This is a genomic window from Agrococcus baldri, assembly GCA_900114805.1.
GTDB classification, from domain to species: Bacteria; Actinomycetota; Actinomycetes; order Actinomycetales; family Microbacteriaceae; genus Agrococcus; species Agrococcus baldri.
This window is the reverse complement of sequence record FOZN01000003.1, coordinates 1-12,144: the sequence shown is the minus strand read 5'-3', so window position 1 is coordinate 12,144 and position 12,144 is coordinate 1. Positions and strand designations below refer to the sequence as shown.

The following is a 12,144-nucleotide window of genomic DNA, read 5'->3' as shown; positions in this document are numbered from 1 at the left end:
ATGGCTGGAGAAGGACGTCCCGACGGTGCCGGACTGGATGCGACCGGGCTGCGGATCGCGATCGTGCACGGCCGCTGGCACGAGCAGATCGCCACGGGCCTGCTCGAGGGCTCGCGGCGCGCGCTCGCCGAGATGGGCGCCGACGTGACCGAGCTGCCGGTGCCGGGCTCGTTCGAGCTCCCCGTGGTGGCGCAGGCCGCGCTGGAGCACGGTTTCGACGGGGCGGTGGCGCTCGGCGTCATCATCCGCGGCGGCACGCCCCACTTCGAGTACGTCTCCCAGGCGGCGACGATGGGGCTGACCGAGGTCGCCGTGCGCACGGGCAAGCCGGTCGGCTTCGGCGTGCTCACGCTCGACGACGAGCGGCAGGGCATCGATCGTGCAGGGCTCCCCGGCTCCAAGGAGGACAAGGGGCGCGAGGCCGCCGAGGCGGTCGTCGAGGCGGCGCTGGCGCTCCGCTCGCTCCGCGGCTGAGCCGACCCGACGCATCCGCTCGTCCGATCCAGGCGGGCGGATGCGTCGGGCCGGCCGCACTGGACCGCGCCCGTCGGGTGCTACACCCCTTACACTGGAGTGTCGTCCCACCGGAGCCGAAGGTGCCTCCGACGCGGCCGGCCCGCCACAAGCGGACCGCTCCCCTGCGCGCAGCACACCCGCACACGATCGCGCGCGAACCGCATTCAGGAAGCACGCATGTCCATCTCCGCATCTCAGGCGACCGCCGCGTCGTCGCAGCAGCAGCCGGCCAACTCCCGCGGCCGCGTCATCTTCGCCAGCCTCATCGGCACCACGATCGAGTTCTACGACTTCTACGTCTACGCGACCGCGGCCGTGCTTGTCTTCCCGCACCTGTTCTTCCCCACCGGCGACGACACCACGGCGCTGCTGGCCTCCTTCGCCGCGTTCGGCGCCGCGATGGTCGCCCGCCCTATCGGCTCGGTCGTCTTCGGCCACCTGGGCGACAAGCACGGCCGCAAGCTCACCCTGGTCGGCGCGCTGCTGACGATGGGCATCGCCACCTTCCTGATCGGCGTGCTGCCGACCTACGGGCAGATCGGCTGGTTCGCCGCGGCACTGCTCGTGCTGATGCGCCTCGCGCAGGGCTTCGCCCTCGGCGGCGAGTGGTCGGGCGCGGCGCTGGTCGCGACCGAGAACGCGCCCGCCGGCAAGCGTGCCTGGTACGGCACCTTCCCGCAGCTGGGCGCCCCGATCGGCTTCATCATCGCCAATGGGCTCTTCCTCATCATCGCGGCGGCGCTGCCCAGCGACGACCCCTCCATGCCCTCCGAGGCGTTCCTCGAGTGGGGCTGGCGCATCCCCTTCCTGTTCTCGGCCGTGATGGTGATCGTCGGACTGTGGGTGCGCCTGAAGCTCGTCGAGTCGACCTCGTTCGAGAAGGCGAAGACCACCGGCACCATCCAGCGCCTGCCGCTGGCGACCGTGTTCCGCGACCACTGGAAGGAGCTCGTCCTGGGCACCTTCTTCATGCTCGCGACCTACGTGCTCTTCTACCTGATGACCGCGTTCTCGCTCACCTACGGCCGCGCGCCGGTGGACGCCGAGGTGCCGGGCCTGGGCTACTCGTACAACACCTTCGTGCTGATGCTCATCGTGGGCGTGGTGTTCTTCGGCATCTTCACGCTCGTCTCCGGCCCGCTCGCCGACCGCTTCGGCCGCCGGACGCTGCTCATCTGGGTGACGCTCGCGATCATCGCCTTCGGCCTGCTCTGGGTGCCGCTGACCGGCGGCGGGTTCTTCGGCGTCATCATGTGGCTGATCATCGGCATGTCGCTGATGGGCTTCACGTTCGGCCCGATGGGCGCGCTGCTGCCGGAGCTGTTCCCCACCAATGTGCGCTACACCGGCTCGGGCGTGAGCTACAACGTCTCGTCGATCATCGGCGCGGCAGTCGCTCCGTTCATCGCGGTGGCACTCTGGACGGCCGGCGGCGGCAGCCCGTTCTGGGTGGGCGTCTACCTCTCGGCGGCGGGCGCGCTGACGCTCATCGCGCTGCTCATCTCGAAGGAGACGAAGGACGTCGACATGGAGCGCTGAGCGCAGCGCTCACACCGACGACGGATGCGGCCGGTCGCCCGAGAAGGGCGGCCGGCCGCGCGTCGTCGGCCGATGAGGTCGGTGGCCCCGGTGGTCCCGGTGGTCCCGTGAGGGTCAGATCCCGCGCTCCGCGATCGTCTGCACCGCCGTAATCGTCGCGAGCCCGGCTGCCAGCCGCTCCATGTCGCTGCCCGGCGCGTCGTCGGCCCGGTGCTCGCGGATCGACAGCCGCACCTCGTCGCCGGCCATCTCCGTCAGCGTGGTCTGCACGATCCCGAACGGCGCCAGTCGCGTCTCGACCAGCTCCAGCGCGGCCGCGTCCGCGACGTTGGGCACGTTGAGGTTCAGCACGGTGCCGGCGGGCGCGCCCAGCAGCCGCGCGAGTGCGCTGCCGGCGACCGTCGCGGCGGTCCCCCAGTGCTGCTCGTCCTGCTCGACCAGCCCCACGTCGAGCGAGACGGCGAGCGCCCGCACGCCGCCCTGCCCGGCGGTGAGCGCGGCGCCGACGGTGCCGGAGTGCATGATGGCACCGCCGACGTTGGCGCCCCGGTTGATGCCGCTGAGCACCACGTCGGGCACGTCGCCGAACGAGCCGTGCAGGGCCAGCAGCGTGATGAGGGCGGGCGCCGCGTGCACCGCGTAGGCGTCGCCGTCGACGCCGGGCAGCGTGCGGCGCTCGGAGCGCACCGTGCCCTTGCCGCCGGCCGCGGTGACGGCGGTGCCCTGCGTGGCGATGATGGATGCACTCGCGCCGGAGTGCTCATGCGCCGGCGCCGCGATCACCACCTCGAGCCCCGCTGCCGCGGCGGTGCCCGCCAGCGCCACCAGCCCCGGGGAGTCGATGCCGTCGTCGTTGGTGATCAGTGCCCGCATCAGTCGTCCTCGCCCTGCTCGTCGCTGTCCAGCTGCTGCAGCTGTACCTGCTCGGCGATCGCGCGGATCGCCTCCGCGTCACCGGTGCCGAGCCCCCGTCTGGTGGCGTTGACGGCGCCGGCTGCCGCACCCAGTCGCACCGCCTCGGCGTGGCTGCCGCCGGCGGCCAGCACCGCGGCGATGCCGGCCGTGTAGGAGTCCCCGGCGCCGTGGGTGTCGACCGGCTCCAGCTCGGGGGCGACGACGCGCCACGCGCCCTCCTCGCCCACCACGATCGATCCCGCCTCGGCGCGCGTCACGGCGACCAGCGCGATGTCCTCGGCGAGCTCCCGTGCGGCGGCGAGCAGCTGCTGCTCGTCGTCGCCGTCCTTGACGCGGCCGTCGGCGACCAGCTCCTCGTGACTCACCTTCAGCACGTCCACGCCGCCCTCGAGGGCGGACTCCAGGCGATCGCCCGCGAGGTCGATCAGCACGGGCCGGCCGAGCTGGCGCATGTCGCTGGCGAGCCTGCGGTAGACGTCCGCCTCGAGCATCTCGTCGCCGTCCGGGCCGGAGAGGATCACGAGCTCGGCCTCCGCCGCCTCGCGGAGGGTCGCCGAGTACAGGGAGTCGAGCGCGTGGCGCGAGAGCGGCTCCCCGCGCGCCTCGACGATCGCCTCCCGCTCGCCGCCGCGGCGGTCATGGATGTAGGCCGGGCTGACGCCGTCGCGCTCGATGGCGACCACCTGGAAGCCCTCAGCGGCCAGCAGGTGCTGCGTGATGCTCCCCGCTTCGCCCGCCACCGTGCACACCAGCACGACCTCGGCCCCGAGGGCCACCAGCATGCGCGCCTGCCAGACGCCCTGCCCGCCGACGTGGAAGTGCACGTCGGGCTCACCGCGGTGCTCCTCGACCGTCACGGTCAGCATCGGAGCCGGGGTGAAGATCACGACGCGCGCCATGGCGCCCACCCTAGGCGCGCCGGCTGGGCGTCAGCGCAGGAATGTCAGCGCAGGAACAGGGCGCGCAGGCGCGCGGTCGTGAACCACAGGCCGAGCACGATCATCACCGCGAAGTACAGCAGATGCATCAGGATCGAGGGCTGGATCAGGCCGGTGGTGAGCTGCCGGATCATGTCGACGCCGTGCCACAGCGGCATCGCCTGGATCACCCACTGGAACCCCTGCGGGTACACCTCGATGGGGAAGAAGGTGGCCGAGAGCAGGAACATCGGCATCATCAGGAAGAAGACGTAGTCGAGGTGCTGGAACGTCTTCATGTAGCTCGTGATCGCCATGCCGAACGAGGCGAAGCCGAAGGCGACGATCAGCGCGGCCGGGATCGCCAGCACGGCCGTCCACGAGAGGTTCAGACCCATCAGGGTCGTCACCACCATGAAGCCGCAGGCGTAGAGCAGGCCGCGGAACAGCGCCAGCAGGATCTCGCCGAGCGCGACGTCGAGCGGGCCGAGCGAGGTCGAGAGCATCTGCTGGTAGAGCTTCGCGAAGTTCATCTTGAAGAAGACGTTCATCGTCGAGTCGTAGACCGCGCCGTTCATGGCGCTGACCGCCATCAGCGCCGGCGCGATGTAGGCGGCGTACTCCACGTCGACGCCGTAGAACTCGACGGTGCCGATCAGCGCGCCGAGCCCGGCGCCCATCGAGAGCAGGTAGAAGACCGGCTCGAAGAAGCCCGTCAGCACGACCACCCAGTTCGTGCGCGCCATCACCTGCAGCCCGCGCACCACCACCGAGCGGGTGTTGCCCGCGTAGATGCCGCGCAGCGGACCGCGGACCGTCGGTGCGGGCGCCTCGAGCAGCTCGGTCGCGTGGAGCTGGGTCGCGCGCTGCCCGGTCACTTGTCGAGCCTCCGCCGGAAGGTGCGGATCGAGAGCCAGCACGTGAGGCCGGCGAGCAGCACGAGATAGCCGACGTGCACGAGCACCATCACCGGCGCCAGCTCGGCGCCGTACAGCGCTCCCCTGCCGAGCTCGGCAGCATGCCACAGCGGCGAGATCCAGCCGATCCAGTGGAGGAAGGCCGGCAGCGTCTCGAGCGGGAAGTAGGTGCCCGAGAAGAGCGTCAGCGGCACGACCACGAAGCGCTCGACGAACGAGAGCTGCCCGCGGTCCTCGGTCTGGGTCGACACCCACGCCATCACGGCGAAGCCGACGGCGGCGGCGAGCAGCAGCCCGATCGGCAGCAGGAGCAGCGCCCCGAGCGGGCTGCCGATGCCGAAGACGACCATCACGAGCGAGAACGCCACGAGCGGCAGCAGCACCCGCACGAGCACGGAGACCTGGAAGCCGACCACGATGTGGGCTGCGCTGATCGGCGTGCCGTTCATGGCGAAGAACATCGGGAACCACTTGAAGCCGCCGAACACCCCGTAGGTGTTCTCCTGCGCGGCCGTCTGCATCGCGGTCGCCATCGAGAGCGCCGGCGCGATGAACACCAGGTAGGGCACACCGTCGACGCCCTGGGCGCCCTGGTTGGCGTCCACCAGCAGGCCGAGGCCCAGCCCGAGCCCGAGCAGGAACAGGAACGGGGACCCGACACTGATCGCGATCCAGGAGGCGACGTAGGAGCGCATCGCGCGGATGCGGTGCTCGGCGACGAACCACCAGCCCCAGCCGCGCGCGCGGCTGGCGATCAGCGCGTGATCGACGCCGCCGACGTCGGCAACCGGCTGCTCGAGCGTGCTCATTCGATCAGCGACCTTCCGGTCAGTCGCAGGAACACGTCCTCCAGGCTCGAGCGGCGCACCAGGCTCGTGATGGGGCGCAGCCCCCGCTCGTGCACGGCCGACATCGCCGCCTCGCCGTCGTCCGCGTAGACCAGCACCCGGTCGGGCAGCACCTCGACGCGCGAGCCGATGCCCTCGATGGCCTGCGATGCGGCCTCGTTGTGCGCCGAGCCGAAGCGCACCTCGAGCACCTCGCGGGTGGAGTACTGCCTGATGAGCGAGGAGGGGCTGCCCTCGGCGACGATGGTGCCCTTGTCGACCACCACGAGCCTGTCGCAGAGCTGCTCCGCCTCATCCATGTAGTGCGTGGTGAGCACGAGCGTCGTGCCCTCCTCCTTCAGCCGGAACAGGCGATCCCACAGCACGTGCCGCGCCTGCGGATCGAGCCCCGTGGTCGGCTCGTCGAGCAGCATCGCCTTCGGGCTGTTGATGAGCCCGCGCGCGATCGTCAGCCGTCGCTTCATGCCGCCCGAGAGGCCGTCGACGCGGGACCTGCGCTTCTCGGTCAGCTGCGCGAACTCCAGCAGCTCCTCGGCGCGGCGCTTCACGTAGGGCACCGGCAGGCCGAAGTAGCGGCCGTAGATGATCAGGTTGTCGATCACCCGCAGCTCTTCGTCGAGCTGGTCGGCCTGCGGCACAATGCCCAGCTGCGCGCGGATCTCGGGCCCATGGTCGGCGGGGTCGAAGCCGAGCACCGACAGGTCGCCGGAGGTGCGCGTCGAGGTCGCTGCGATCATGCGCATGGTGGTCGACTTGCCAGCGCCGTTGGGACCCAGGAAGCCGAACGCCTCGCCCGGCTGGATCGCGAAGTCGATGCCGTCGACGGCGGTGAAGTCGCCGTAGCGCTTGGTGAGGCCCGTGGCTTCGATGACAGGTGCTGGCACGAGACACCACGCTAGACCGTGCCGCCCACGCGCGCGAACCCCGAAGCGGCCGATACCTGACGCACGTCATTGTCGCTCGCGCACGACGTGGGCGAGGATGACAGCATGCAGTGGCTACGCGACTCCACCCGGCGCTATCCGCTCGTCGCCATCACGCTGCTCGTCGCCGCGATCGCCGCGGCCGCCGGGCTCGCCGGCTCGCCGGCCGTCAGCCAGTGGCTGTGCATCGGCTGGGGCGTGATCGTCGCCGCCATGCAGGCCGTCGGCATGATCCGCGACATCATGCGCGGCCACTGGGGCCTCGACATCCTCGCTGTCACCGCCATCGTCGCCACGATCCTGGTGGGCGAGTACGTCGCCACGATCATCATCGTGCTGATGCTCACCGGCGGCGAGGCGCTGGAGGACTACGCGGCCGGGCGCGCGCGGCGCGAGCTCACCGCGCTGCTCGAGCGCGCCCCGCAGCTCGCCCATCGCCTGGGCGACGACGGAGGGATCGAGGACATCGCGGTCTCGGAGGTGCGTGCGGGCGACCTGCTGCTGCTGCGCCCGGCCGAGCTCGTGCCGGTCGACGCTCAGCTGCTGAGCCCGGTCGCCGTCGTCGATCAGTCCTCCCTCACCGGCGAGAGCTTGCCGGTCGAGCTGCGCGCCGGCGACGATCTGCTGAGCGGCTCGGTGAACGCCGAGACGGCCGTGCGCATCCGCGCGACCGCGACAGCGGCCGACAGCCAGTACCAGCGCATCGTCGCGCTCGTCGCGGAGGCGGCTGAGAGCAAGGCCCCGGTCGTGCGGCTCGCCGACCGCTACGCGGTTCCCTTCACGGTCGTCGCGCTGCTCATCGCCGGCATCGCGTGGGCGGCCTCGGGCGATCCGGTGCGATTCGCCGAGGTGCTCGTCGTCGCGACCCCGTGCCCGCTGCTGATCGCCGCGCCCGTCGCGTTCATGGGCGGCATGAGTCGAGCCGCGCGCGGCGGCATCATCGTGAAGGGCGGCGGCGTGCTCGAGCAGCTCGCGGCCGCTCGCACGATCGTGTTCGACAAGACCGGCACGCTCACCACCGGTACCCCGACCGTCGAGCAGGTGCGGCCGACCGGCGGCTTCGACGCCGACGAGCTGCTCGCGCTCGCGGCCTCCGCCGAGCAGTACTCCTCGCACGTGCTCGCCGCATCGATCATGCGCGCCGCGCGCGAGCGCCGCCTGGCGCTGCGCGACGCGAGCACCGCATCCGAGCACGCCACCTCCGGCGTCGTGGCGCAGATCGACGGGCGCGAGGTGATCGTCGGCAAGCTCGCGTTCGTTCGGGCACGCGCGCCCTCGGCCGAGCCGACCGAGCTGGCCGCGGGCGAGCTCGCGATCTACCTGGCGATCGATGGCAGCTTCGCGGGCAGCATCGTGGCGCGCGACAGCGTGCGCGAGAACGCCGCCGAGACGATCGCTGAGCTCGAGCAGCTCGGCGTCGGCGACACGATGATGCTCACCGGCGATGCCTGGCCGACCGCGCGGCACGTCGCTGCCGAGCTCGGCATCGAGCACGTGCAGGCCGAGTGCCTGCCCGCCGACAAGGTGCGCGCGGTGCGGGCGGTCGAGCGACGACCCGTCATCATGGTCGGTGACGGCGTGAACGACGCTCCGGTGCTCGCATCCGCGGATGTCGGCGTCGCCATGGGCGCGAAGGGCGCGACCGCGGCGAGCGAGTCGGCCGACGTCGTCATCACCCTCGACGACATCTCGCGCACCGCACGCGCGGTGCGCATCGGGCGCGACACGAGGCGCATCGCGCTGCAGAGCATCTGGATCGGCATCGTCATCAGTGTCGGACTCATGCTGGTGGCAGCGGTCGGCGTGATCCCCGCGACCGTGGGCGCGCTCTCGCAGGAGGTCGTCGACCTCGTCGCGATCCTGTGGGCGCTGCGGGCGATCGGCACCCGGCGCGATCGCGTCGCCGATCGCGGCCGTGCCACCAGCAGAGGGCCGGCTGTCGTCGTCTCCTGACGCACCCTGTGCTGTCAACCACGGTTGACGCATCCGTCGTTGTCAACCATCATTGACACATGGAGAAGCGCACCGCGTCGGGCGAGCGGCCCATCGGCAGCCTCGAACAGCTGGCGGTGGCCGCCGAGGCACGCCGCGAGATCGAGCGGGAGGAATCGGCGCTCGTCAGACGCGCAAGAATGGAGGGGTTCGCCTGGCAGGCGATCGCCGACGCGCTCGGCGTCTCGCGCCAGGCGGTCCACAAGAAGCACGGCAAGCGATAGCCGGTGGACGCAACGGACGACGCGGCGGATGCGCCGAGGAAGCGCGGGATGAGCGAGCGACGAGGGATGTTCGGCAGACGGCGCGGCGACGACGGCCCGCGGGCGAGTGTGCGGGAGCTGCTGCCCTACCTCTTCCCGAAGAAGGGGCTGCTGACGGCGGCGATCGTGCTGTCGGTGCTCGGCGCGGCCTTCGCACTGGCGCAGCCGGTGCTGGTGCAGGAGGTCATCGCCCGGGTCGAGGACACGCAGCCGCTCGAGTGGCTGCCGTGGCTGCTCGTGGTGATAGTGATCGTCGGTGCGCTGAGCGACGGGTTCCAGCACTTCCTGCTGCAGGTGCTGGGCGAGCACGTGGTGCTGCTCACGCGGCGCACGCTGGTGGCGCGGATGCTGCGGCTGCCCATCAGCGAGTTCGACGCCCGCCGCGTCGGCGACCTCGTCAGCCGCGTCGGCAGCGACACGACGCTGCTGCGCGCGGTGCTGACGCAGGGCCTGGTGGAGTCGATCGGCGGCGTCCTCACGCTCGTCGGCGCGATCGTCGCGATGCTCCTCATCGACCCGCTGCTGCTCGGGCTGACGGTGCTGGTGCTGGCGGTCGCGATCGCGGCGATGCTGGTCGTCATGCCGCTGCTCAGCCGCGCCTCCGGCAAGGCGCAGGAGCAGGTCGGCCACCTCACCAGCGCGCTCGAGCGCGCGATCAGCGCCGTGCGCACCGTGCGCGCCGCGGGCGCCACCGAGCGCGAGGTCGAGGGCATCGGCGCGCGCGCCGGCGACGCCTTCCACGCGGGCGTGCGGGTCGCGCGCATCTCTGCGTTCGTCGTGCCGATCCTCGGCGTCGCAGTGAACGTGTCGTTCCTGGTCGTGCTGGGCGTCGGCGGCCTGCGCGTCGCCACCGGCGAGATCGTGATCTCGCAGCTGGTGGGCTTCCTGCTCTTCCTGTTCCTGATGGTGATGCCGCTGGGCCAGCTCGCCGGCGCCCTCGCGGCGGTCAGCGTCGCGCTCGGCGCGCTCGGCCGCATTCAGGAGATCGCGCGACTGCCGAGCGAAGCGGATGCGGATGCCGTCACGGCGCTGACCGTGCGGCCGGGCGCGCCCATGGTCGCGTTCGAGGACGTGTCGTTCGCCTACCCCGCCGCCGACGACGAGCGCGTCGTGCTCGAGGGCATCTCGTTCGAGGTGCCGGCGGGCTCCCGCACGGCCCTCGTCGGCCCGTCCGGCGCCGGCAAGTCGACCACCTTCGCGCTGGTCGAGCGCTTCTACGACGTCACCGGCGGCCGCGTGATGGTGGGTGGCGTCGACGTGCGCGAGGTCGACCGCGACAGCCTGCGCGAGCGCATCGGCTACGTCGAGCAGGATGCGCCGGTGCTGGCCGGCACGCTGCGGGAGAACCTGCGCCTGGGTGCCCCAGAGGCGAGCGACGAGCAGCTGCTGGCCGCGCTCGACGCGGTCAACCTCGGCTCGCTCGTCAGCCGCTCCTCCACGGGGCTCGGCGCCGAGGTCGGCGAGGGCGGGGTGCTGCTCTCAGGCGGCGAGCGGCAGCGGCTGGCGATCGCCCGTGCGCTGCTCGCGGCGACGCCGATCCTGCTGCTGGACGAGTCGACCGCCAACCTCGACGCCCGCAACGAGGCCGCCCTGAAGGCGGCGCTGGACGTGGCGAGCGAGGGCCGTACGACGCTCGTGATCGCGCACCGGCTCGCCACCGTCGTCGACGCCGACCAGATCGTGGTGCTCGACGGTGGGCAGGTGCTCGCGACCGGTACGCACGAGGAGCTGCTGGAGTCGTCCCCGCTCTACCGCGAGCTCGCCGCCCACCAGCTGCTCGCGCCGGAGCGCCCCACCGTCGTCGAGTAGGCGGCGCAGCCGACGCATCGAGACGCGGCCGGGCCGCCGACCGTCGAGCAGGCGGCGCAGCCGCCGCGCCGCCGCGGCTCGGTAGCGTGGCCGCATGCGGCGCATCATGCAGGATCGGTTCGGCGGGCCAGAGGTGCTCGAGCTGCGCGAGGCGGAGGAGCCCCACGCCGGCCCGGGCGAGGTGCGCATCCGCGTCGAGTCGGCGGCGCTCAACCCCGTCGACTGGAAGATCTTCACCGGCCCCGGCGCCGAGCGCCGCGGCCTCGTGCCGCCCATGGGCGTCGGCAACGACATCGCGGGCACGATCGACGAGGTCGGCGACGGGGTCGACGGATGGGTCGTGGGTGACCGCGTGTTCGGCTCGGCCCGCACGCGGGCGCTGCAGGACTTCACCACGGTCGCGCCCGGTCGCGAGCGGCTCGCTCGCATCCCTGACGGCCTCGATGCGGGCGTGGCCGCGAGCCTCGTCGTCGCCGGCCGCACCGCCTGGGACGGCGTCGAGCAGCTGCTCGATCGCGGCGGCGAGACGATCTTCATCAATGGCGCGGCCGGCGGCGTCGGCCAGCTCGCCGTGCAGCTCGCCGAGCGGAAGGGCGCACGCGTGATCGGCTCGGCGAGCGAGCGCAACGCCGACTTCCTGCGCTCGCTCGGCGCGGAGCCGGTGGCCTACGGCGACGGTCTCGCGGAGCGGCTCGAGGCGATGCTGCCGGTCGACGCGTGCTTCGACTGCCACGGGGCCGACGGCATCGCCGCCGCGCTGGAGGTCGGCGTGCCCATCGAGCGCTGCATCGCGATCGCTGCGAAGGGCGCGCACGGCGCCCGCGGTGTCGCCGGCGACCTGGAGCGCACCGGCGCCCTCGACGAGCTCGCGCGACTGGCCGCATCCGGTGACCTGCTCGTGCCGGTCGAGGCGCGCTACCCGCTCGAGCGGTTCCGCGAGGCCTACGAGCACCTGATGGACGGCCACGTGCGGGGCAAGCTCGTCATCGACCTCGCCTGACACGCCCTGCGCCTACGAGCTCCTCGAAGCAGGGGCCCGGGACGGGCCCCTGCGCTGGGGTCGCGGCGACGGCCCGAGAGGGCCGTCGCTCTCGAGCTCCACCGCTCAGGCGAAGGGGTTCGGCATCAGCGTGTACTTCGTCTCGAGGTACTCGTGGATGCCCTCGGCGCCGCCCTCGCGGCCCAGGCCCGACTGCTTCACGCCGCCGAAGGGGCCGGCCGCGTTCGAGACCACGCCCACGTTGAGGCCCATCATGCCGGTGTCGATCAGCTCGATCATGCGCTGGCCGCGCTTGGTGTCCTCGGTGAAGACGTAGCCGACCAGGCCGTACTCGGTGGCGTTGGCGAGGCGGACGGCGTCCTCCTCGTTGCTGAAGCGCTGGATGGCGACGACCGGGCCGAAGATCTCCTCGATCGACACGGCCATCTCGGCGTCGACGCCGTCGAGCACGGTGGGCTCGAAGAAGGAGCCGGGGCCGTCGATCGCCTTGCCTCCGGCGACGAGC

General features: G+C 71.9%; 12 protein-coding genes. 6 read left to right on the top strand and 6 right to left on the bottom strand.

Annotated features, from left to right (window positions below):
• Together ribH and BM288_RS08350 are read left to right on the top strand one after the other, a co-directional pair.
• Positions 1 to 474 carry a 6,7-dimethyl-8-ribityllumazine synthase gene (gene ribH / locus BM288_RS08355; RefSeq protein WP_092917897.1) on the top strand — a complete coding sequence of 158 codons (474 nt, stop codon included), beginning with the start codon at positions 1 to 3 and terminating at the stop codon, positions 472 to 474.
• A 219-nt stretch (positions 475 to 693) separates the two neighbouring features.
• Complete coding sequence (locus BM288_RS08350; RefSeq protein WP_092917895.1) at positions 694 to 2,055, top strand: MFS transporter; 1,362 nt, start codon at positions 694 to 696, stop codon at positions 2,053 to 2,055.
• 114 nt (positions 2,056 to 2,169) lie between these two features.
• Here BM288_RS08350 and surE read toward each other — a convergent pair whose 3' ends face one another.
• From surE to BM288_RS08325, 5 genes are read right to left on the bottom strand one after another with little or no spacing between them, the layout of a single operon-like run.
• On the bottom strand, positions 2,170 to 2,928 hold the full coding sequence (gene surE, locus BM288_RS08345) for a 5'/3'-nucleotidase SurE (RefSeq protein WP_092917893.1): 759 nt from the start codon (positions 2,926 to 2,928) through the stop codon (positions 2,170 to 2,172).
• Entirely contained in the window at positions 2,928 to 3,869 is a 942-nt protein-coding gene (locus tag BM288_RS08340) for a 1-phosphofructokinase family hexose kinase (RefSeq protein ID WP_092917891.1), read from the bottom strand. Before BM288_RS08340 ends, surE begins: the two co-directional genes overlap by 1 nt.
• A gap of 44 nt (positions 3,870 to 3,913) precedes the next feature.
• Complete coding sequence (locus tag BM288_RS08335) at positions 3,914 to 4,726, bottom strand: ABC transporter permease (RefSeq protein ID WP_318255518.1); 813 nt, start codon at positions 4,724 to 4,726, stop codon at positions 3,914 to 3,916.
• 35 nt (positions 4,727 to 4,761) lie between these two features.
• A complete protein-coding gene (locus BM288_RS08330; RefSeq protein WP_092917889.1) occupies positions 4,762 to 5,613 on the bottom strand; it encodes an ABC transporter permease in 852 nt (283 codons plus the stop codon).
• Complete coding sequence (locus BM288_RS08325; protein WP_092917887.1) at positions 5,610 to 6,536, bottom strand: ABC transporter ATP-binding protein; 927 nt, start codon at positions 6,534 to 6,536, stop codon at positions 5,610 to 5,612. Before BM288_RS08325 ends, BM288_RS08330 begins: the two co-directional genes overlap by 4 nt.
• 105 nt (positions 6,537 to 6,641) lie before the next feature.
• Here BM288_RS08325 and BM288_RS08320 point away from each other — a divergent pair, with 105 nt between their 5' ends.
• From BM288_RS08320 to BM288_RS08305, 4 genes are all read left to right on the top strand, one after another.
• Positions 6,642 to 8,528: a heavy metal translocating P-type ATPase gene (locus BM288_RS08320; RefSeq protein ID WP_092917885.1), complete on the top strand. Its 1,887-nt coding sequence runs from the start codon at positions 6,642 to 6,644 to the stop codon at positions 8,526 to 8,528.
• Between the two features lie 59 nt (positions 8,529 to 8,587).
• Positions 8,588 to 8,791, top strand: coding sequence for a transcriptional regulator (locus tag BM288_RS08315; RefSeq protein WP_092917883.1), 204 nt, complete (start codon positions 8,588 to 8,590; stop codon positions 8,789 to 8,791).
• 48 nt (positions 8,792 to 8,839) lie between these two features.
• Entirely contained in the window at positions 8,840 to 10,639 is a 1,800-nt protein-coding gene (locus BM288_RS08310) for an ABC transporter ATP-binding protein (RefSeq protein ID WP_092917881.1), read from the top strand.
• A gap of 94 nt (positions 10,640 to 10,733) precedes the next feature.
• Complete coding sequence (locus tag BM288_RS08305) at positions 10,734 to 11,639, top strand: NADP-dependent oxidoreductase (RefSeq protein ID WP_092917879.1); 906 nt, start codon at positions 10,734 to 10,736, stop codon at positions 11,637 to 11,639.
• A gap of 105 nt (positions 11,640 to 11,744) precedes the next feature.
• Here the strand turns inward: BM288_RS08305 and BM288_RS08300 are convergent.
• Positions 11,745 to 12,144, bottom strand: a 400-nt coding sequence (locus BM288_RS08300) for an aldehyde dehydrogenase family protein (RefSeq protein ID WP_143103068.1), incomplete at its 5' end; no start/stop codon positions are given.